Below are 23,176 nucleotides of genomic sequence, written 5' to 3'. Positions count from 1 at the left end.
GTCGGCGTCAGTCGGCCACGAGTTCGGCCACCTTCCTCACCGCGGATTCCAGCGCATAGTCCGCGTCCGCGGCTGCCCCTTTCACGTCGGCGTTGAGCGCCGCCACCAGCTTCATCGCGGTCGCCACCGAGTCGCGCGACCAGCGCCGCGCCTGTTTCTGCGCTTTTTGCACTCGCCATGGCGGCATGCCCAGCTGGGCGGCCAGCCGGTACGGGTCGCCGGACAGCGGACCCACCCGCCCGATGGTGTGTACGGCTTCGGCCAGCGCATCGGCCAGCACCACCAGCGGCTCTCCGCGCATCATCGCCCAGCGCAGCGCCTCGGCCGCGCCTTCGACGTCACCCGCGACGGCCTTGTCGGCGATGTCGAAGCCCTTCACCTCGGCTTTGCCGCTGTGATAGCGGCGTACGGCGGCGGCATCGACGGCGCCGCCGGTGTCGGCAACCAATTGCGAACAGGCCGAGGCTAATTCGCGGATATCCGACCCCACGGCGTCCAGCAAGGCAGTGACGGTCTGGTCGTCGACCTTGACCCGCAGCGTGCGGAATTCCCGGCGCACGAAGTCGGCGCGCTCGCTGGCCTTGGTAATCCGCGCGCACGGATGAACTTGGGCGCCCAGTGCTTTTAGTTCGCCGGCCAGCGATTTGGCCCGCCCGCCGCCGGAGTGCACGACGACCAGCACCGTGCCCGCCGGGATGTCGGCGGCCGTGGAGGCGATCATCGCGGCGGCTTCCTTGCCCGCCTCGCCCACCGCCTCGAGAACGACGATGCGCTCCTCGGCGAACAGCGACGGGCTCAGCAATTCGGCGAGCTCATAGGTGCTGACATCACCGGCGCGCATGCGGCTGACCGGGACGTCATCGATGACCGAGCCGGTCCTGGCCCGCTTACGGGCCGACCGCAGCACGTCCGCCACCGCCCGCTCGATCAGCAGCTCCTCATCCCCCAACACCAGGTGCAACGGCGAAACGTCGGTCACCCCACGATGGTGTCACGACGCACCGACGAGCCCGGACAGCGACCAGGCCAGCAAGCACAGCGCGGCCGCTGCGGTGACCGACCCCAGCACCGCGCGAAACCAGCGCCACCGCCCCATCGCGGCGACGAACACCGCGGCGCAACTGATTACGACGACGCCGGGCACACCAGCGGGGACCGGGACCGTTGCGGCCGGGACACCGGCGGCCCAGTGCGCGACGTGCAGCACCCACCAGACTTCCGGGCCGGTGAACCGGATCAGCAGCTGCGCCGCAGCCGGCCAACAGATCGCCAGCACGGCTGCAACGGTGCCCAGCACGGTGATCGGCGCAATCACCACCGCCACCACCAGGTTGGCGACCACGGCGATCAGGCTGAATCGGCCCGAAATGGCGGCCACCAGCGGCGCGGTCACCAGCTGAGCGGCCGCCGCGACGGCGAGCGCATCCGCCAGCGGCTTCGGGCAGCCCCGCTGGGTGAGGCGGCGTGACCATAGCGGCGCGATGACGATCAAGCCGGCGGTCGCGACAACCGACAACGCGAAGCCCATGTCGACGGCCAGCTGCGGAGCCAGGACAAGCAGGATCAGTACCGATGCCGACAGCGCCGGAATCGCTTGGCGGCGACGGGAAGTCAGCATGGCGGCCAAACCGATCCCAGCCATGACCGCGGCCCGCAAGACGCTGGCGGTGGGCTGCACCACGATGACGAACGCGACCAGAACGACGGCGGCCAACGCCACGGCGACCCGCGGCCCGACCAGACGCGCCGAAAACAACACCGCCGCGCACACGATCGTCACGTTCGCGCCGGATACCGCGGTTAGGTGCGTCATACCGGCGGTGCGGAACTCCTGGCTGGTCGCGGTAGCAACTTGCGAGGTATCACCGAGCACCAGGGCGGGCAGCATCGCGGCCTGATCCGGTGGCAACACGGCGCGCACCGCCGCGGCGAATCGGCGGCGCACCGTGTGAGCCACCCGCTGGACGGGTGCCGCGGCGCCGCTGACCGGCCGGCCCGTGACAGTGAGCACGGCGACGGTCAGGTCGTGCCGGTTGGGTCGCTTGATCTGGGCGCTGAACCGCAGCGGTTGACCCACCATCAGCTCGCCGAGGTCCGAGGCGCGGCCGAACACGACGACCCTGCCCGACATCGGCTGGTCACACAGGCGCGCCATGGTGGCTCGGAACAGCAACCGGTCCCGGGTCAACGGTAAGGGGCTTTCGCTCGGGATGACCGTTACCGGGGCGACGGTGCCGTACGCGGCGGTGATGGGGTGGTGATCGACAGCGTCGGTACGCAGTGCGATCGCCACGCCGTACCCCGCGCCCACCACACCGACGGCCGCCAGGCCCAAGCTGAACGTAGCCAGTCGTCGCGCTTTACCCCGACGACGCGTCGAACTCCACCACAGCAGCCCTGCGCCGGCGGCCAGCACCACGCAGCAGACGGCGAGCACCCGGCCCAGCGGCCACACGATCCCGGCCGCGGTGACCGTCCAGCTGGTCAAGGCCGCCGGCACTAGGCGGACGTCGAGCCGGGACTGGTCGTCGCGTTGGTGCACGTGGGTCAGACACGCACCAGGGCACGCAACTTGTCCAACCGAGCCGCGCCGATGCCGTCGACGTCGGCGAGCTGGTCGACGCTGCTGAATCTGCCATGGGCTTGCCGCCACGCCACGATGGCCGCGGCGGTGACCGGACCGATACCGGGCAAGGCGTCCAGCTGTTCGACTGTGGCGGTGTTGAGGTCCACGGACTGCCCAGGTTTCGGCTTGCTCGAGGTGCCCGACGTCGCCGGTGCCGGACCCGCGGCACCGGTGCTCACCGAGCTGCCCAATGTCGGCGGCTGGCCCGACACCGGCGCGAGTCCGACCACGATCTGCTCCCCGTCGCCGAGCTGGCGAGCCATGTTCAATCCGACGGTGTCGGCTCCGTCGGTGGCGCCGCCGGCCGCCTGGAGCGCATCAGCGATCCGGGCGCCGGGCGCTAACGTCACCAAACCGGGCTTGTGCACCAACCCGACGACGCTGACCACAACTGGACGGTCTGGGTTCGCACTGGCCGAAGGTTTGCCACTCGCAGACGAAACCGGTTCCACCGCAGGTAGTTTCGCTGACACGACGGGCGCCGGATGACTGCGCATCAGGGTGAAGACGGTGATGAGTACCGCCAGCGCGGCAATACCCGCCAACGCGATGGCGCCGGCCCGGCCCGGGTCGGCGCGCAGCCGCGCTGCCCAGCCCGGACCGTTGTCCGGATCGGGAAGCCACCGGGGCAGCAGAGAATTCGGGTCACCCTCGTCGTCATCGTCTGCGTCATCGTCGGCCACCGTGGACTGCGCGGAGGTGTCGCTTGCCGGTTCGGCGCTGAGCCGACGATGCAGTCGCTCGCCGGGCAGTTCTGTTCGCATGTGCCGACCGTAGGTTCGGCGACCGTCAGAACCGGCCACCTTGCCCGCCTCTCACGTTCGGCTGTGGAGCAATCCAGAGGTGTGGATAGCCTCGCTGCTCAGATAGGTTTGGCGACCACCGGCGCGGGTAGCCACGTCGCCATGAGTCTGGCTTTGATCACTGGCGCCTCTAGCGGAATCGGCTTCGAGCTTGCCAAGCAGTTCGCCCGACACGGTTACGACCTGGTGATCGCCGCCGAAGACGAAGGCATCGAGAAGGCGGCCAACGCCCTGAGCAAAACGGGGGTCACCGTCCGGACCGTTCAGGCCGACCTGCGCACCGCCAAAGGTGTGGAAAAGCTCTACCGGCAAGCTACTGAAGGCGGACAGCAACTCGACGCCGTGGCGCTCAACGCCGGTGTGGGCACCGGGGGCAGTTTCGTGGACAGCGATCTCGATGCCGACTTGTCGATCGTCGACCTGAACGTCCGTTCCACCGTGCACCTGGCCAAGCTGGTGCTGCCCGACATGGTGCGACGCAACAGCGGCAAGGTGCTCTTTACGTCGTCGATCGCGTCGCAGATGCCGGGATCGCATCAATCGGTGTATGCCGCTTCCAAGTCGTTCGTCCAGTCGCTGGCCCAAGCGTTGCACGACGAAATGCGCCACACCGGCGTCACCGTCACCGCGCTCATGCCTGGACCGACCGAGACCAACTTCTTCCGCCGCGCCGGCATGGCGAACTCCCGGATGGGACGCATGAAGCACAAGGACGATGCCGCAGAGGTTGCCAAGCAAGGCTTTGAGGCGCTGATGAACGGCGACCGCAAGGTGGTCGCCGAATCGGTGATGACGAAGGTCATGGGAATCAGCAACCGGTTCCTGCCGGACTCGGTGAAAGCTGCGGCCAACCGGGTGATTTCGGTGCCGGCCGGCAATTAGAACAGAAGGGTGTCAACGATGAGCCTGGAAGCAAACCGAACGTCGGACGCCTCGGTCGGCGAGTTGATGGCGCAACTTTCCTCGCAGACGTCGCGGCTCATCCGTGACGAGATGCGGTTGGCGCAGAAGGAACTTCAGCAGTCTGCCAAGCACGCGGGGGCCGGCGCCGGGCTATTCGGTGCCGCGGGTCTGCTGGCGTTCTTCGGGCTGGCCAGTGTGATCGCCGCCGCCATTGCGGCGCTTGCGCTGGTGTTGCCGGTGTGGGCGGCAGCGCTCATCGTCGGTGCGGTGCTGTTCGCCGTGGCGGGCGCAGCGGCGCTGATCAGCCGTCGACAGGCCAAGGAAGTCACCCCCGCCGCACCGCAGACCGTTGCCAACGTCAAACAAGACATCCGAGAAGTGAAGGACGCCCGTCATGACCGGAGCTGAACGTACTCCTCCGGGCGCCGGGGAGCAGCGACCAGAGGTCGGCTCCGACGCCAGCATCGATGACATCCAGGCGGACATCGAGCGCACTCGGGACCAGCTGGGTGAAACCGTTCAGGCCCTGTCGGACAAGGTCAATGTCGTTGACCGAGCCCGCGACACCGCTCGCGAGAAGGCGGAGGCCGCCAAACCGCTCCTGGCGATAGCAGCTGGCGGGCTGGTGATCGTGGCCGTCGTCTGGTGGCGACGACGTCGACGCTGAACCGCAGCCAGCGGCGAGCCGGACACCCGGTTGACACGTGACGCCGATGGACGCCTAACGTGCAAGGCAGGACTGCCGGCCCCGCCGCGGTGAGGCGCTCACCGGCAGTCACCCCGACAAAGGAGGCTGCCGATGAAGCTGGCGCTGACACCTGAAGAATCCGCGTTCCGCGACGAGCTGCGCACGTTCTACACCACCAAGATCCCGGACGACATCCGGGAACGGGTGCGTGAGGGCGGCTCGCTCACCAAGGATCAAATCGTCAATAACCACAGGATCCTCAACGAGCATGGGCTGGCGGTGCCCAACTGGCCCGTCGAGTGGGGCGGTAAGGATTGGACGCTCGTTCAGCACCAGCTGTGGGCCGACGAGATGCAATTGGCATGTGTGCCTGAGCCGTTGAACTTCAACACCAAAATGGTGGGCCCGGTGATCGCCGAGTTCGGCTCGCAAGAAATCAAAGAGCGCTTCTTGCCGCCGACGGCCAACATCGACATCTGGTGGTGTCAGGGGTTCTCCGAACCCGAAGCCGGCTCGGACCTGGCCTCGCTGCGCACTACGGCCGTGCGCGACGGGGAAACCTACGTCGTCAACGGGCAGAAGACCTGGACGACGCTGGGTCAGTACGCCGACTGGATCTTCTGCCTGGTGCGCACCGACCCACAGGCGCCCAAGCGCCAGGCCGGCATCTCTTTCCTGCTGATCGACCTGGATACCCCCGGCATCACGATGCGGCCGATCAAGCTGATCGACGGCGGCGTCGAGGTCAACGAGGTGTTCTTCGAAGACGTGCGGGTTCCGGCCGATCAACTTGTCGGACAGGAGAACCAAGGCTGGACCTACGCCAAGTTCCTGCTGGGCAATGAGCGCACTGGCATCGCCGGAGTGGGCCGCACCAAGGTGCGCCTGGCCGAGGTCAAGCGGCACGCCGCCGAGACCGGCCTGCTCAACGACCCGCTGTTTGCCGCGCGCTTGACCGAGGCCGAAAACGAGGTCCTGGCACTGGAACTCACGCAGTCAAGGGTGGCCACCAGCTCCACGGGCGGAAAGCCGAACCCCGCCTCCTCCGTGCTCAAACTGCGCGGCAGCCAGCTGCAGCAGCTCGCCACCGAGCTGCTGGTCGAAGTCGCCGGGCCCGAGGCATTGCCGGTGGGTAGTGACGACATCGCGACACCGGAGTGGGCGCAAACCAGCGCCCCGCACTATCTCAACTACCGCAAGACATCGATCTACGGCGGCAGCAACGAAGTGCAGCGCAACATCATCGCGTCGACCATTCTGGGATTGTGAGGCAGTCATGGACTTTCAGCTGAGCGAAGAGCAGGCGCTGCTCCGCGACACCACCCGCGACCTGCTCTCCCGCAGCTATGACGCGGAGAGCCGCAACAAGATCATCGACACCGAACTCGGTTGGAACCGCGACGTGTGGAGCCAGCTGGCCGACATCGGCATCCTCGGGCTGGGCTTCGAGCCCGAGGAGGCCGGCCAACTCGAGATCATGGTGGTGCTGCATGAGGTCGGTCGGCGGTTGGCACCCGAGCCGATCCTGCACGGCGCGTTGGCGCCCGGCGCGCTCATCGCCGAGCAAGGCACCGAGGCGCAGGTGCAGCTGCTGGACGAGGTGGCCGCTGGCCAACGGTTGCTCGCGTTCGCCCACCTGGAGCCCGGCAACCGCACGCTGGGCACCGATGTCACGACAAGCGCTGTACCGCAGGGGGATTCGTGGGCGTTGAGCGGTCGCAAGAACCCGGTCCTCGCCGGGGACAGTGCCCAGACACTGGTAGTCAGCGCGGCATTGCCCGACGGCGGCACCGGTCTGTTTCTGGTGAATGCTTCAGACGGCGCGCTCTCCCGCCATCCCTATCGAACCTTCGACGGCCAGCGCGGCGCCCAGATCGATTTCGACCAGACGCCGGCCGAACCGCTCGGTGATGCGGTCGACGCCTCCACGGCAATCCGCAACGCCATCATCAAGATTCAGTCCGCATTGTGCTCCGAGGCGGTCGGTGCAATGGAAGAAGCGCTGCGGCTCACCACCGACTACCTCAAGACCCGCAAACAATTCGGCGTCACGCTCAACAAGTTCCAGACGCTGACCCAACGTGCCGCAGACATGTACGTCTCGCTGGAATTGGCGCGCAGCATGAACTTCTACGCCGCGATGTCGATCGCCGACGGCAACCTCGATCCGGCGATCGCGTCGCGCGCCAAGCTGCAGATTGGGCGTTCCGGCCGGCACATCGGGCAAGAGGCGATCCAGCTGCACGGCGGCATCGGCATGACCGCGGAGTATCCGGTCGGCCACTACACCGCCCGGCTGACCGCGATCGAGCACACGCTCGGTTCGACCGAAGACCACCTGCGCTTCCTCAGCGAGCACATCGGCGACCACGACCTGGCCCGCCTCTAACCATGGCCGAGCTGTCGGATCGAGTTGTCGCTTTCCTCTCCGAGGGCACGCGCACCGGCATGCTTGGCTTCGTCGCTTCCGACGGTCGCCCACTGGTCACCCCGGTGTGGTTCGTCGTCGACAACGGCGAGCTGGTGTTCACCACCGGGCGCGACACCCCGAAAGGCCGTGCTCTGCAACGCGACCCGCGCCTCGTCATGTGCGTCGACGACCCCCACCCGCCGTACTCGTTCGTACAGGTGCAGGGCGTGGCGCAGGTGATCGATGATCAGCGAGACGTGCTGGACATCGCCACCCGAACCGGGGGACGGTACATGGGCGCCGACCGCGCCGAAGAGTTCGGCCGCCGCAACGCCGTGCCCGAAGAGATCGTGGTTCGGCTCCGACCCACCAAGGTCATCGCCGCCTTCGACATCAGCGACTGAGTCCCCGCTCGTCAGCCGCCCTCGGCGGCACCGACGGGCTCAGCCTCGTCGATGGTGTCCGCCTCGTCGGGCTGTGCCTCCGACTCCGCGCTCGGCGCCGGTTCCGGCTCGGGGTCCGACTCCGGCAACTGCTCGGCAAGGTATTCAGCCAGCCCACCGATCGTCGGGTAGTCGAACACCGCGGTGGCGTTGATCGTGAAGGCACCACCGAACTGGCTGTGCAACCGGTTGCGCAGCTCGACCGCCATCAGTGAGTCGGTGCCCAAGTCCAGGAACCGGCTGGTCGCCGCGGGCGGTTGCGCCAGCCGCAGGAACCCTTGCACTTCGCGCTGCAGGAATTCGGTGATGAAACTGGCACGCTGCGCCACCGGTATTTCCTGCAGTTGCCGGAGCAACTCACTGTCACCAGTGACCTGACTGGCATCGCTCGGCAGCACCAGGTCGAGAATCGGTGGACGAGAACTGCCCAGCACCTTCGCGGCACGCTGCCAGTTCGCCTTGATCACCGTGGCCTGGGCCGTGCCGTTGGCGACGACCTCAGCCAGTGCGCTCAGGGCAGCCGAGGGCTCCAGCGGAACCAGGCCTTGGGCACCGATATTGGCCCGAGCGGCCTCCGAGGAGGCCATGCCGCCCTTGGCCCAGGGACCGAAGTTGACGCCGGTCGCCGGCAAGCCTTGCGCCTGTCGTTGTGCGACCAGCCCGTCGAGCAGGGCATTGGCCGTCGAGTAGTTGGCCTGACCGGGCGACCCGAGCAAGCTCGACACCGACGAGGACACGATGAAGAAGTCCAGCTGATCCTTCTTCGTCAACCGGTCCAAGTAGCAGGCGCCAAAAGCTTTGGGCGCCAGTGTGGTCCGGAACCTGTCCCAGGTCTGTTGCGACAGCAGCGCGTCGTCGAGCACACCCGCCAGATGCACCACGCCCGCCAGCGGCGGCAATTCCGCGCGGATCCGCTCCAGCAGCGTCTCGACCTCCGATTCGTCACCGACGTCCGCCGAGAAGGTGTGGATGCGGCACCGATAGCGCTCGGTGATGTCTTCGATGGCCCGCTGCGCGTCGGCATCCGGAGCGCGCCGGCTGGTCAACACGATGTCACCGGCGCCCAGTTGCGCCAGATAAGCCGCCGTGTGCAGACCGATCGCACCGAGTCCGCCGGTGACCAGATAACTGCGGTCACCGCGTGGCTGTAGCGGATTCGGCATCTGCAGCACGATCTTGCCGATGTGCCGGGCCTGCTGCATCCGGCGGAACGCCGTCCTCGCCTCAGTCAGCGGATAGATCTCGGCCGGCAACGGCTGCCACTCGCCGCTGGCCAGACCGTCCGACACCTCACCGAGCAGGCGACGGATGCGTTCGGGTTCTTGGAAGGTCACCGTATCCAGCGCGACGATCTCGTAGGAGATGTCGGGGCGGGCCGCCGCCATCTGCTCCGGGGTCCAGATGTCACGCTTGGCGATTTCAGCGAAGCGTCCGTTCTGGGCGGTCGCCCGCACCGTTGCCTCGACGAACCCCTCGTTGGTCAGGCTGTTGAGCACCACGTCGACGCCGGCACCATCGGTGTCTGCCAGGATTTGGTCGGCGAAATCCGTACTGCGCGAGTCGTATACGTACGACACACCCAGTTTGCGCAAGGTGGCGCGTTTGTACGTGCTGGCCGTCGCGAAGACGGTCGCTCCGTGCTGCTGCGCCATCTGGATGGCGGCCAATCCGACGCCACCGCTGGCGGCGTGGATGAGCACCCGGTCACCGGGCTTGAGTTGCGCCCAGTCGAACGCCAACCGGGCGGTGAGCGCCGCGGCCGGAATGGTCGCCGCCGCTACCGCACTGACGCCGGCGGGAATAGGCGCCAGCAACTGGGCCGGCACATTGAACCGGCTGGAGAACGCGCCCTGCATGAAGCCGTAGACACGTTGGCCGACCTCGAGGCCGGTGACGCCGCCGCCCACCTGCGTGACGACGCCGGCGAAGTCGCCGCCGATCGGCCCCGGATCGCCCGGGTACAGGCCCAGCACATTGAGCACATCGCGGAAGTTGAGACCGGCGGCCTCGACTCGGACCTGGACATACCCGTCGGCAGGCGGCGGCACGTCCGCCTCGGTCAGACGCAGGTTGTCGATCGCGCCCCGCTCGGTGGGCGCCAGGACGTAATCGTCGGCGCGCGGCACTGCCAGATGACCGCTGCGCGACCATTGCAGCAACCGCGACGCCAAGAACTTGCCTTGGCGCAGTGCGAGTTCGGGTTCGTCGAGCGGTGCGCCGAGCAGACCGGCCAGCGCCTGCACGGCCTGCTCGGAGCCGTCATAATCAACCAGCTTGCAGCGCAGTGCCGGTTCCTCGTTGACGATGGTGCGCCCGAGCCCCCACAGCGCCGCCTGCACCGGGTCCACCGGCTCACCGGACTCGGTGGCCACCGCTCGTTCGGTGACGATCCACAGTCCGCCAGGCAGTTTCACCCCGTCGTTGGTCTGCACAGCGTGCACCGCACTGAGCAGCTGGACGATCTCGGCTTCCAGCCGCGCGATGGATTCGGCGCTGGACTCTGCCGCGTCTGGTCCCGTGCTGCGCCAGACGATGCCGGCGAACGGCATGCCGCGTTCGTGCGCCTGTGCCACTAGCTGGCCCAAGGGCTCGGGATTGCTAGCCCGGTCAAACGAGATGCAGCCCGGCAGCGTGGCCGCCAGCTCTTCGAACCCGGCGACCAGCCAGGTGCCGCTGACGTTTCCGTCACTGGACGGCGGAGGTGGCACCTCGTGCCAGCCGACCGTGTACAGCAGGCGCGTCGCATCGCCGCCGAGCCCGCGTAACAACGCCTCTCGGGGCGCCCGTTTCACCGTGAACTCGTGAATTCCGCCGAGGCGACGGCCCTCCCGGTCGACGAAATCGAGATCGAACACTTGGGTTTCGCTGTCGAGACCGCTGGTGTGCCACGTCGCTCGGCAGTAGAACCGCCGAGGCATCTTGGCCTGCAGGTCCACTCGCCCGTACCGCAACGGCAAGAACAGGTCGTTGACGCCCTGTTCGGCCGCGAGGAGCGCGGGGAACGCCGGGAAGGCGACGCCGGTGCACAGATCCAGCAGCACCGGGTGCATCGGCTCGGTGCCGAGGTGTTCGGCTAGTTCCTCGCCGACAGTGATATCGCCGATGGCCTCACCCTCGCCGAGCCACAACGACTTCAGCGATCCGGACCAATTCGGTCCCCAGGCCAGCTCCATGTCCGCGAAGGTTTCGAACAGCTCCTGCGGACGCATGCGGGTCATCCGCTCGAGCGCCGCGTCGAGGGAGTCAGCCGGATCCGGCGCCGGTACGTCCTCGACGCCGGCGATGACCGTGCCGTCGGCATTCAACGACCAGTCCGCGTCACGGACGCCATATGGGCGGCTGTGCACTCGGAAGCTCCACCCGTTCGGCACGTCCCCGAGGGGATGCAGAGTCAGCTGTACCTCGCGAGAAGCCTTCTCGGGCAGAATGATCGGTTCGTAGAAGAAGACGTCCTGCACCCGTCCCGGCGGACCGACGGCAGCCAGCGCCATCGCCGCGTAGGTTGCTCCGGGAACGACGACGGTGCCATAGATGACGTGATCGGCGAGCCACGGCTGCGACTTGACCGAGAGCCGACTGGTGTACACCGAGTCGCCGGAAGCCAGATCCTTTGCGCTTCCGAGGATCCCGGATACGGCGGTGCCCTGGCCGTCGATGCCGGCGACGCCAGATGTGCGGGGCCAGAACCGACGTCGTTGGAACGGATAGGTGGGCAGTTCGAGTCTGCGGCGAGATTGGCGATGCAGCGCCGCGAATTTCGGTCGCTGGCCGCTGACGTAGGCCCCGGCCAACGCTTCGGCGATCTGGCGCCGGTCGCCGACGCCCTTGCGCAGCGAAACGATGGCACGCGGAGAGGCCAGGTGTTCCGGCCAGACCTGGACTGCGGCGCCGGTGAGAACCGGCTGCGGACCGATCTCCATCAGCACCGAGCAACCCAGCGCCGCCACGGTGCGCACGCTTTCGGCGAACTGCACCGGCTGACGGGAATGCCGCCGCCAATACTGAGCGTCCAGCGAAGTTTCCGCGGTCAGCACGGCGCCGGTGCGGTTGCACACCAGCGGCAAGGTCGGCACCGCGTACTGCATTCGCGCCGCGTACGACTCGAATTCGCCGAGCACCGGCTCGAGCAACTCCGAATGGAAGGCGTGGCTGGTATCCAGCCAGCTGCAACGGATCCCGTCGTTGCCGCACCCGGCCACGATCTGCTCCAGGTCCGCGCCGGGACCCGACAAGACGGTGTTGGGTCCGTTGTAGGCCGCGACCGACACCCGGGGGAAGTCGTTCGCGAGCTCCTCGACGTAACTGGCGTCGGCGAACACCGCCACCATGCGCCCGCCGGCGGGCAGACTGCCGAACAACCGGCCGCGCTCGGCCATCAGCCGGGCTCCGTCCTCCAGGCTGAACACCCCGGCCACACATGCCGCCGCGTATTGGCCCACGCTGTGCCCCAGCACCACGTCGGGCTCGATACCCCACGACTGCCACAGTCGGGCCAGCCCCATCTCGACAGCGAACAGCGCGGGCTGGGCGAATGACGTGTGCCGCAGGGCTTCTCCGGTCTCGCGGTCTTTCGCGAACAGCACGTCCAGCAAGGGCAGCGACAGGATTTCGTTGGCCGCATCCGCGCACCGCGTCACCGTGTCCGCGAAAACCGGCTCAGCTTCGAACAAGTCACGCGCCATCCCCGGGTACTGGCTGCCTTGCCCGGTGAACAGCCACGCCGTCGTCGGCGGGTCGGTGCACTCACCGCGCAACAGGCCCGGCCTTACCCGGTTCTCGGCCAATTCGGCCAGCGCCTCGCGGGCCGTCTGTACCGATTCCACGACCAAGGCGGCCCGGTGTTCGAAATGCGAACGCCCCACCCCGGCGGTGAAACACACATCGGCGATGTCGACTTTCGGGTGGGTGTTCAGCCATTCCCCGTAGCGCTCCGCCAACGCCACCAGCGCCTGCGGCGACCGCGCCGACAACGGCAGCACGTTCACCGGTTCCTGGTCCGATTCGGGCGCCGGCGCCACCGCGCTGTCGCCGGTCGAGTATTCGTCGGGGGTCGCGGGCTGGACTGGCGCCTCCTCGATCAGGACGTGCGCGTTCGTGCCGGTGAAGCCGAACGAACTGATGCCGGCCCGTCGCGGTTTCCCATTGGTCTGCCAAGGGGTCGGCTGGTCGACGACCCGCACCGGCAACGCATCCCACGGGATATGCGGCGATGGCTTGTCGAAGTGCAGGCTCGGCGGCAGCGTCTCGTGCTGCAGGGCCAGTACGACCTTGATCAGGCCGGCGACGCCGGATGCCGACTCCAGGTGGCCGATGTTGGTCTTCACCGATCCGATCTGCAACGGCCGGGCCGAGTCGCGGCCGGCACCATAGACGGCACCCGCCGCCTGCACCTCGATCGGGTCACCCAGCGGGGTACCCGTACCGTGCGCCTCGAGGTAGTCGACGTCGGCGCCGACGAGCCCGGCGCGCGCCAGCGCGGCACTGATAAGCCGTTGCTGCGCACCGCCATTGGGCACCGTCAAGCCACTGGAAGCACCGTCCTGGTTGACCGCGCTACTGGGGATGACCGCGCACACCCGATCTCCGTCGCGCATCGCGTCGCTGAGCCTCTTGAGCACCAGAATCCCGCAGCCTTCGCTACGCACATAGCCGTCGGCCGAGGCGTCGAAGGTCTTGCAGCGGCCCACGGGGGACAGCATCCGGGCGCGCGAGGCGGCGATGATGGACACCGGACTGAGCAGGACGTTGACGCCACCGGCCAGCGCCAAATCGCAGTCACCGGAGTGCAGTGCCTGGCAGGCCTGATGGACGGCCACCAGCGACGAGCTGCACGCGGTGTCGACCGCGACCGCCGGTCCTTCCAGCCCGAGGGCGAAGGCAACGCGACCAGAGATGGCATTGAGCGCATTGCCGGTGATGAAGTGAGGCTCGATCTTCTCGACCGAGTCGGCGGACAGCAGGTGCGAGTACTCGTTGACCGCCACGCCGACGAAAACGCCGCTGCGGCTACCCCGCAAAGCGGACGGTGCGTATCCGGCCCTTTCCAGGCCCTCCCAGACGATTTCGAGCATCAAGCGCTGTTGTGGGTCGATCCAGATGGCCTCGCGCGGGGAGATTCCGAAGAACTCCGGATCGAATTCGTCGATCTCGTTGAGGAACCCACCGAAGCGGCTGTAGATCTTGCCCGGGGCTTCCGGGTCTGGGTCGTAGAACTCGTCGATGTCGAAGCGGTCCTCCGGGACTTCCCGGATGGCGTCGACCCCACCGGCCAACACGTCCCAGAACGCTTCGGGATTGGGCGCTCCGGGGAAACGGCAAGCCACCGCGACGATCGCGATCGGCTCGTCGGTCCGGGTCACCACCGCCGAGGCCTGCTTGGCAGCCGACGCTGCGGGCGCCTGCTCGCTGAGCCCGAGGACGTCGCCGAGCAGGTAGTCCGCCACGTCGGAAAGCCGTGGGTAGTCCATCGCCAGGGTGGCCGGCACCTCTTTGCCCACGGCTTGCTCGATGCGGCGGCGCAATTCAACGGCCATCAACGAATCCATGCCCAGATCAAAGAATCCGGCGTCGGCACGGATCTCCGCGGGGTCGACTCGCGTCACCTCCGCGACCGCCTCGCGCAGGTGATCGACGACAAGCTTCTTGCGCTGTTGCACCGGCGCATTGGTGAGCTGTTCGACTAGCCGAGTCGTGCCGGACGGGGTCGGCGCCGGCGCCGAGTCAGGCACTTCGCGTTCCAGCTCGGACAGCAGCGATCGACGTCCGGCTTGCTGGTAGAGCGGCAAGAAGCGGGACCAGTCGATGCGGGCCACCACGCCTTGAGCGGGGCCAGACCCCTGGCCGGACGATGCCGCCATCAGATCGGCCATGCCGGCCAGTGCATCGGCGGGTGACAAGGTCAGGACTCCGCGCTGGCTGAGACGGGCGCGGGCCTCCGCGTCGGCCATGCCCGCCGACCAGGGCCCGAAGTTCACGCTGATCGCGGCAACGCCTTGCTCACGCAGCCGCCAGGCCAGTCCGTCCAGGAAGGCGTTGGCAGCACCATAGGCGGTCTGACCGAATCCGCCCCACACCGAAGCGATCGACGATGTGCTGACGAAGAAGTCGAGCTGCATATCCGCGACCGCTTCGCTCAAATGCCAAGCGCCCCAGACCTTTCCGGCAAACACCCGGTCCACCTCGGCGTCGTCCAGGCTGCGCAGCGGGGTGGTGCCGACCTCCCCTGCGGCGTGGACAATGCCGGCCACCGGCGGCATTTCGGCGCGCAGGTTGGACAACAGCCGCGCGACGTCATGCGCATCGGCGACGTCGGCGGCGACGAATCGCACGTCGCAACCATGCTGGTCAGCGATCCCGTCGATGCGCTGCTGCGCGGCATCGCTGGGCGCGCGTCGGCCGGTCAACACCAGATGCCGCGCGCCGTGCGCAGCCAGGAACCCAGCGAATTCGAGTCCGATCGCACCCAGACCGCCGGTCACCAAGTACGTTGCATCGTCACGCAGCGCCAGCGGTGTCGCGACCGGCTGTCCGGTTCGTCGCACCAACCGGGGCACATAGACCGCGTCTTCCCGCAGCGCGAACTGGTCTTCCCGCACAGCGGAGTCGGACGGTGCGGCCGAGAGCCGGTCGATGAGTCGCGCCCACTCCTGCTCAGTGCCGTCCGCCAGGTCCACCAAGCCGCCCCAGACTTGGGGATGCTCCAACGAGGCGGCCCGACCAAAGCCCCACAGGCAACTCTGGTCCGGTGACACGGTGTCGGTCGCGGTAACTCGTTGTGCGCCGCGGGTGACGACCCAGATCGGTCGCCGCAACTCAGCGGCGGCGGCGGCGCGGAACAGTCGACGGGTACCGCCCAAGACGCGGTGTTGCATCCGCAACAGCGACCGCATCGACGGCGCGGTGTCGGAGTCGGCCGCGGCGACATGCAAGATCCGCAGCGTCGGGTCGTCGGCCGCCGCGGCGCGCAGAGCAACTTCGAGTTGTTCCTCGTCGGCGTCGGAGTCCGGCAGTTGCAGAAGCTGATGCTGGTGTCCTTGCGCGGTCAAGGCATCCACCAATGGCCGCACCGCGTCGGCATTGTCGCTGACGACGAGCCAACCGGACCCCTCGCCGGTGCCGGCCTGGGTTGTGGTGGCCTTCTCCCAACGGATCTCGTAACGCGCGTCCGCGATGGACTGGGTGTGGCGTTGCCGATTGTGTTGCGCGGCAAGCTTTTGCAGCACTGCCAGGGTCTGGGCGTCAGCACTGCTCCCGTCGAGCAGGGCAGCGAGTTCCTCGATCCGCCCGTCTTCGAGGAGACGGACGGCTTCGGTGCTCACGGCGGTGTGCTGTTGTTGGTTCGGGCGGACCCGGTTGTCGCGGTACCAGTACTGGCGGTGCTGGAACGGATAGGTGGGCAGGTCGAGCTTTTGCGCCGGGCCGCGCTGGACGCCGGCGAAGTCCGGCAGGTGGCCCAGGACGTACGCGTCGGCGAGGGCCTCGGTGATCTGGCGGTGGTCGGCGGTGTTTCGGCGCAGCGATGCAATGGCCTTCGGAGTGCTCGCCGGATCGGGCCAAGCCCGCAGAGCCGCGGCGGTGAGCACCGGTTGCGGGCCGACTTCCAGCAACACTTTGCATCCCAGATCGGACAGGGTGCGCACGCTCTTGGCGAATTCCACCGGTTGCCGCGCGTGGCGGCGCCAATAGGCGCCGTCGATTTTCACGCTCCGGCCGAGCGCGGCGCCGGTGCGGTTGCAGATGAGAAGTCGTTGCGGCGAGCCGTATTTGAACCGGTTCGCGTAAGCCTCGAACTCGTCGAGGATAGGATCCAGCAGCGCCGAGTGGAACGCGTGACTGGTGTCGAGCCAGTCACACCGCACGCCGTCGGCGGCCAGCCGAGCCACCGCCTGCTCGAGATCCTGCGCGGGTCCCGACAAGACGGTGTTGGCACCGTTGTAGGCCGCAACGGATAGAGCGGGGAATTCGTCGGTGAGGCTCTCGACGCGTTCGGCCGCGGTGAAGACCGCGACCATCCGGCCGCCCGCGGGCAGACTGCCGAAGAGGCGGCCGCGCTCGGCCATCAGCAGCGCGCCGTCCTCCAGGCTGAAAACTCCCGCCACGCAGGCCGCCGAATACTGTCCGACGCTGTGACCCAGCACTACGTCGGGCTCGAAGCCCCATGACTGCCAGAGTCGGGCCAAGCCCATCTCGACGGCGAACAGGGCCGGCTGTGCGTAGGACGTCTGCCGCAGCGTCTCCTCGCCCGCCGGGCTGTCCACGTCGAAAATGACGTCCAGCAACGGCTTTTCCAGGACATCGGCGACGACGGCCGCGCAGCGGTTCAGCGTATCTGCGAAAACCGGTTCGGTGTCGAACAATTCGCGCGCCATGCCCACGTATTGGCTGCCTTGACCGGTGAACAGCCACGCCGTCTTGGGCTTGTCGTCGGACACCCCGCGGACCAGACCGGGCGCCGGGCGGTCGTCGGCGAGCGCACCGAGCAGATCGGCGGCGGATTCGCGGGAGTTGACCACCAGTGCGGCTCGGTGCTCGAAGTGTGCCCGTCCGACCCCGGCGGTGAAGCAGACATCGGCCAGGGTGGCCTCGGGGTGTGCCCGCAGCCAGCTTCGGTACTGACCGGCGAGTTCGACCAAGGCCGCCGGTGTGCGCGCCGACAGCGGGAGCACGCCGAATCGTCGGTCCCCTGGCGTCGCCACCGGAGCGGGCGCCGGCGCGGCCGACGCGCGATCCGGAGCTTCTTCGATGATGACGTGCGCGTTCGTGCCGGCGAACCCGAAGGAGCTGACCCCGGCGATACGGGCCCGTCCGTTGCGTTCCCAGCTGGTGGGCTCCTGCACAACCTCCACCGCGAGCCGGTCCCACGGGATGTGCGGCGAGGGGTTACGGAAGTGCAGGTGCTGCGGCAGCACCTCGTTCTCGAGCGACATGATGACCTTGATCACGCCGGCGATGCCTGCGGCGGCTTCCAAGTGCCCGATATTCGTCTTGACCGAACCGATCAGCAACGGCTGGCCGCTCTCCCGGCCGGCGCCGTATACCGCGCCCGCGGCCTGGACCTCGATCGGATCGCCCAGCGATGTCCCGGTCCCGTGGGCCTCGAGGTATGCGACGTCGCTGGGCGCGACACCGGCGCGCTTGAGCGCCTCACCGATAACCCGTTGCTGGGCAACACCGTTGGGCACCGTCAAACCGCCAGAGGCGCCGTCCTGGTTGATCGCACTGCCCCGGATCACGGCCCGGATCCGGTCACCGTCGCGAATCGCATCCTCGAGCCGCTTGACGACGATGACACCGCATCCCTCGCCGCGCACGTAGCCGTCGGCGGCCGCGTCGAAGGTCTTGCACCGGCCGTCAGGGGCGAGCATGTGCGCGTGGGAGAAGGTGATCATGGTCGCCGGGGTCAGCATCACGTTCGCGCCGCCGGCCAGCGCCAGGTCGCACTCGCCCAACTGCAGCGCCTGGCAGGCCTGGTGGATCGCCACCAACGAGGAACTGCACGCGGTGTCCACGGCGACCGCCGGTCCCTGCAGGCCCAACCGGTAGCTGATCCGGCCCGCCGCCGCGGCATTCGACGTCCCGATCGCCATGTAGGCCTCGATCTCGGGGTACGTCAGGTCGTCCGATGCCATTCCCAGGTAGTCATGGGTGGCAAGGCCGACGAACACACCGGTGTTGGTGTTCGCCAAAGCCGTTGGTGCGGTGCCCGAATGCTCGACCGCCCGCCATGCCGTCTCCAGCAGCAGCCGGTGCTGCGGGTCCATCAGCCTGACCTCGCGCGCCGACATACCGAAGAACGGCGCGTCGAACCCCGTGACATCGTCGACGAAACCGGCCCGACGGGTCACGACCTTCCCGGGCGCATCGGGATCCGGGTCGAAGAATTCGTCGACATCCCAGCGGTCCGCAGGCACCTCCGAGATCGCCTCCCGGCCCTCCCGCAGCACCTGCCAGTATTCGTCCGCATCCGCGGCACCGGGAAACCGCGCCGCGTAACCGACGACGGCAAATCCCGAGGTCCGCCCCGATGGGTTTTCGGCGGATGTCATGCGGTTGTCCTCCCCTGTTTCGCTCGGAAGCTTGATGCCCGCCAGCCTCTTCACGAAGCCGGGGCCGTGGTCGCTCCGAACCACATCCTGAGCCGCGCATCACTGCACACCCAGAACCAGATCTGACGGAACTGCGCCGGGCACGAAGCCTCCGGCAGCCGTCCTGGCGAATTTACACATCCTAGGCCGTTTGTCGCAGCCGAATCACCGCCGACGACCCCGATGAATTCATTGCTGGGGGCGCGCGCAAGTACGGTGGGCGGAGGCCGAACCCGATCGTCGGATACCGGCGAGCGGTGCTCGCGGCGAAGGTTATCGTGATCTGGCTACCCGCGCGGCCGACCCTGCCGCCGAGAGAACGCCATGGACACCGGGGAGAAACATATTGCGAATCGGGCAGATTACGATCGGCTCACTCGGTGACTGGACGCCGATCCCAGGGTCGGTGATCTCCTGGCACCCGACAGCCGAGGCCCACGAAAAAGCCCGCCAAGCGCCGGTCAGCACCGTGCCGGTCAGCTACATGCAGGCCCAACACCTGCGTAACTACCAGGAACGCACCGCCGCCGGGCTGGGCTTCTCCCGGCAGATCATCGCTACCTGCGAGGTCCCCGGCCGGTGCGACGTTGCCGCGATGGACCACGCGGTCAACGCCTACCTGCGTCGGCATGACACGTTCCGCAGCTGGTTCGACCACACCGGCGACGGAGCCTTTGTGCGGCACACCATCGACGATCCCGCCGACATCGAATTCATTCCGGTCGACCACGGCGAGATGACGGTGGACGAGATACGGGCCCACGTGGTGGCCATCCCGAATCCGCTGGAGTGGGGCTGCTTCACCTTCGGGATCATCCAAAGCGAGGACTACTTCACCTTCTTCGCCGCCATGGATCACGTGCACGGGGACGCGACGCTGATCGGCACCACGATGCTCGAGGCCAACGGGATGTACGCGGCGCTGAGCGACGGCGGTGAAGCCCTGACGCTTCCCGATGCCGGTAGCTATGACGATTTCTGCGCCCGGGAACGCCAGTACACCTCCACGTTGACCGTAGATTCCCCGCACGTACGCGCGTGGATCGACTTTGCTGAGAACAACAACGGCGGCTTCCCTGAATTTCCGTTGCCGCTGGGCAATTCGTCGGAGCCGACGGGCAGTGACATGGTTTCCGAACTGCTGATGGACGCAGCACAAACGGAGCGGTTCGAGGCGGCGTGCACGGCGGTCGGCGCGCGCTTCATCGGCGGATTGTTCGCTTGCTTCGCCCTGGTAGAGCACGAGTTCACCGGTGCGCTCACCTATTACGGGCTGACTCCCAGAGATGCGCGCCGGACCACGGACAACTTCATGACTCAGGGCTGGTTCACCGGCCTGATCCCGATCACCGTGCCGATCGCTGCGGCGTCGTTCGGCGATGCCGCCTGGGCGGCGCAGACGTGCTTCGACTCGGGACTGCACTTGGCGAAGGTGCCCTACTACCGGGTCCTGGAACTGGCGCCCTGGTTGAGTTGGCCCCAGCCGAACTTTCCGGTGTCGAACTTTCTGCATGGCGGGGCGGCTCCGCTGAACGCGGTGCTGGCCGCGGCCGACCTGGGCTATGCGAAGAACATAGGTATCTACTCCGACGGTCGGTACTCGTACCAACTGACCGTTTACGTATTCCGGTACGCGGAGGGCACGGCGATGGCGATCATGTATCCGGACAATCCGGTCGCCCAGAAATCAGTTGTCCGCTATATGGAAGCGATGAAGTCCGTGTGCGTGCGGGTCGCCGCCAGCGGACATTGGGGACGCGTTGCGTAGCGCGCGGTAGTTCGATGGCTCGTGGTGTGACTATGCGCGGTTTGACAGGACGTCGGCGAGGGTCGCCGGCGGGCGCACACCATTGCGCTGACCGGGGGTGAGGGCAAGATGCGACGGCTGACCGACTTTGTGGTGCGGTGGCCCTGGGCAGTGATCGGGATCTGGGTTGCGTTGGCGGTCGCGCTACCGCTGACCTGTCCCTCGCTCAACGACATGGCTCAGAAGCATCCGCTGGCCATTCTGCCCAGCGACGCACCCTCCAGCGTCACCGCCAGGAAGATGACCGAGGCGTTTCACGAGTCGGGCACCGAAAACCTCCTGTTGGTCGTGCTGACCGACGACAAAGGGCTGAGCCCGGCCGACGAAGCCGCCTACCGCAAAGTGGTGGACGCGCTGCGCGCGGACACCCGAGACGTGGTGATGTTGCAGGACTTCATCAGCACGCCGCCCCTGCGTTCGGTCCTGACCAGCCAGGATCACAAAGCTTGGGTGCTGCCGGTTGGCGTCGCCGGTGAACTGGGAACGCCGCGGTCTTACGCCGCTTTCAACCGCATCGGCGACATCGTCAGTCATGCCGTTGCCGGCACACCATTGACCGCGAACCTCACCGGCCCCGCAGCAACCGTCGCCGACCTCACCGTCGCCGGCGACCATGATCGGCTTCCCATCGAGCTGGCGATCGCGGTTCTGGTGCTGATCGTCTTGTTGCTGGTCTACCGCAGCGCGGTCACCATGCTGCTGCCGTTGCTCACGATCGGCCTGTCCCTGGTCATCGCACAGGCCCTGGCGGCCACCTACTCCCACCTGACGGGCACGGGTGTGTCGAACCAGTCCATCGTGTTCTTGAGCGCGATCATGGCCGGCGCCGGAACCGACTACGCGGTCTTCCTCATCAGCCGCTATCACGATTATTTGAGGTCTGGACTCGATTTCGACGAGGCAGTCAGGCGGGCGATGACCTCGATCGGCAAGGTGATTGCCGCGTCTGCCACCACCGTGGGAATTACCTTCTTGCTGATCAGTTTCGCCCGGATGGGCGTGTTCAAGACGGTCGGAGCGTCCTCGGCGATCGGGATCGGCGTGGCGTTCCTCGCCGCGCTCACGTTGCTGCCGGCGGTTCTGATGCTCGCGGGACCACGCGGTTGGGTGAAGCCGCGACGGGAACTGACCGCCGGGTTCTGGCGGCGCTCGGGGATTCGGATCGTGCGCCGGCCGAAGGCCCATCTGGTTGCCAGCGTGCTCGTGTTGATCGCTCTGGCCAGTTGCGCCGCATTGGTGCGCTACAACTACGACGATCGCAAGGCGCTGAAACCGTCGGCGCCAAGCTCGATCGGCTACGCGGCGCTGGACCGGCACTTCCCGGTAAACCAGTCGATTCCGTCCTACATCCTCATTCAGTCACCGCATGACCTGCGCAACCCGCGGGCCCTCGCCGACCTGGAACAGATGGCGGACCGGGTGAGTCAACTGCCGAACATCGCCGCAGTCACCGGCATCACTCGGCCTACCGGAAATGTGCCGGAACAATTCCGAGCCACCTACCAGGCCGGCGCTATCGGCAGTCTGCTGGCCAGCGGGTCAGACCTGATCAACGACCACACCAACGACCTCAACCGGCTGGTCGACGGCACCGACACGCTGGCCGACAACCTCGGCGCCGTACGTGGCCAAGTCACCATGCTCGCCAGCAGCATCCAAGGCTTGATCGACGCCTTCACCTCGTTGAAGGCCGAGCACAGTGGCGACACCTTGGTCCGCGAGGTCGACACCGCGGCCAAACTCGTCGACCACGTGAACTCACTCGGCAACTCCATGGGCTGGAACTTCTCCACCGCCCGGGACATGTTCGGCTGGATAGGCCCGGTGCTGGCGGCATTGCAAGGCAATCCCATCTGCGATGCCGACGAGTCCTGCATCGCCACCCGCGGCCAGTTCCAGCGACTGATGGGTGCACGCGATCAAGAAGACCTCGACGCCATCAACGACCTGGTCCGGCAGATGCAGACCTTCTCGGACAAGCAAACTCTGAACGCATCGATCGACCGACTGCGCGGTGCTCTGACCAACGTCACCAAGGTCATGCACTCCATGGGCATGGACAAACCCGGTGGCCTGCAGGCGAACCTCAACAACCTGCAGCAGGGCGCGGACCGATTCGCCGGAGGCAGCCGGCAGATCGCCGACGCGGTGACGCAACTCGTCGACCAGGTCAAACAGTTGGGCGCCGGGCTCAGCGAGTCGGCGGCGTTCTTGTTGTCGCTGAAACGGGACGCGGCACAACCGGCGATGGCCGGGTTCAACATCCCGCCGCAACTGCTGAAGCTGCAGGAGTTCCAGAAGGCCGCCAAGGCGTTCATCTCTCCCGACGGCCACTCGGTGCGGTACTTGGTGCAAACCAAACTCAATCCGTTCGGCACCGAAGCGATGGATCAGGTCAACGCCATCAGCGCA

General features: G+C 67.1%; 12 protein-coding genes. 8 read left to right on the top strand and 4 right to left on the bottom strand.

Translation table 11 applies throughout. The features are described 5' to 3' along the window. Positions 1-7 precede the first annotated feature (7 nt). The 3 genes from holA to A9W95_RS23580 are packed head-to-tail and all read right to left on the bottom strand — an operon-like array spanning position 8 to position 3,390. A complete protein-coding gene (holA, locus tag A9W95_RS23590) occupies positions 8-961 on the bottom strand; it encodes a DNA polymerase III subunit delta (RefSeq protein WP_156746374.1) in 954 nt (317 codons plus the stop codon). Positions 962-991: 30 nt separating this feature from the next. Beyond that, positions 992-2,542 carry a ComEC/Rec2 family competence protein gene (locus tag A9W95_RS23585; protein WP_067418492.1) on the bottom strand — a complete coding sequence of 517 codons (1,551 nt, stop codon included), beginning with the start codon at positions 2,540-2,542 and terminating at the stop codon, positions 992-994. Between the two features lie 5 nt (positions 2,543-2,547). Continuing rightward, a complete protein-coding gene (locus A9W95_RS23580; RefSeq protein WP_067418490.1) occupies positions 2,548-3,390 on the bottom strand; it encodes a ComEA family DNA-binding protein in 843 nt (280 codons plus the stop codon). A 141-nt stretch (positions 3,391-3,531) separates the two neighbouring features. On the opposite strand from A9W95_RS23580, the gene A9W95_RS23575 reads away from it, so the two are divergent. The 6 genes from A9W95_RS23575 to A9W95_RS23550 all read left to right on the top strand — a co-directional run bounded on the left by A9W95_RS23575 (position 3,532) and on the right by A9W95_RS23550 (position 7,834). Further along, positions 3,532-4,311 (top strand): SDR family oxidoreductase, encoded by a 780-nt coding sequence (locus A9W95_RS23575; RefSeq protein ID WP_067418488.1) that lies wholly within the window; start codon positions 3,532-3,534, stop codon positions 4,309-4,311. Between the two features lie 18 nt (positions 4,312-4,329). Next, a complete protein-coding gene (locus tag A9W95_RS23570) occupies positions 4,330-4,740 on the top strand; it encodes a phage holin family protein (protein ID WP_067418487.1) in 411 nt (136 codons plus the stop codon). After that, positions 4,727-4,999: a DUF3618 domain-containing protein gene (locus tag A9W95_RS23565; RefSeq protein ID WP_067418485.1), complete on the top strand. Its 273-nt coding sequence runs from the start codon at positions 4,727-4,729 to the stop codon at positions 4,997-4,999. Before A9W95_RS23570 ends, A9W95_RS23565 begins: the two co-directional genes overlap by 14 nt. Positions 5,000-5,131: 132 nt before the next feature. Continuing rightward, positions 5,132-6,289: an acyl-CoA dehydrogenase family protein gene (locus A9W95_RS23560; RefSeq protein ID WP_067418484.1), complete on the top strand. Its 1,158-nt coding sequence runs from the start codon at positions 5,132-5,134 to the stop codon at positions 6,287-6,289. A gap of 7 nt (positions 6,290-6,296) precedes the next feature. Next, entirely contained in the window at positions 6,297-7,409 is a 1,113-nt protein-coding gene (locus tag A9W95_RS23555) for an acyl-CoA dehydrogenase family protein (RefSeq protein ID WP_067418482.1), read from the top strand. 2 nt (positions 7,410-7,411) lie between these two features. Beyond that, on the top strand, positions 7,412-7,834 hold the full coding sequence (locus A9W95_RS23550; RefSeq protein ID WP_067418480.1) for a PPOX class F420-dependent oxidoreductase: 423 nt from the start codon (positions 7,412-7,414) through the stop codon (positions 7,832-7,834). A gap of 11 nt (positions 7,835-7,845) precedes the next feature. Here A9W95_RS23550 and A9W95_RS23545 read toward each other — a convergent pair whose 3' ends face one another. Beyond that, entirely contained in the window at positions 7,846-18,918 is an 11,073-nt protein-coding gene (locus tag A9W95_RS23545) for a type I polyketide synthase (RefSeq protein ID WP_067418520.1), read from the bottom strand. 385 nt (positions 18,919-19,303) lie between these two features. Here A9W95_RS23545 and A9W95_RS23540 point away from each other — a divergent pair, with 385 nt between their 5' ends. Both A9W95_RS23540 and A9W95_RS23535 read left to right on the top strand, forming a co-directional pair. Then, positions 19,304-20,725 (top strand): condensation domain-containing protein, encoded by a 1,422-nt coding sequence (locus tag A9W95_RS23540; RefSeq protein ID WP_067418478.1) that lies wholly within the window; start codon positions 19,304-19,306, stop codon positions 20,723-20,725. Between the two features lie 108 nt (positions 20,726-20,833). Continuing rightward, a partial coding sequence (locus A9W95_RS23535) for an MMPL family transporter (RefSeq protein WP_172826703.1) occupies positions 20,834-23,176 on the top strand: 2,343 nt, incomplete at its 3' end.

Origin of the sequence: Mycobacterium sp. 1423905.2, assembly GCF_001673155.1 — a bacterium.
Classification (GTDB): domain Bacteria; phylum Actinomycetota; class Actinomycetes; order Mycobacteriales; family Mycobacteriaceae; genus Mycobacterium.
The sequence above is the reverse complement of the archived record's forward strand: the minus strand, read 5'-3'. Positions and strand labels throughout refer to the sequence as shown.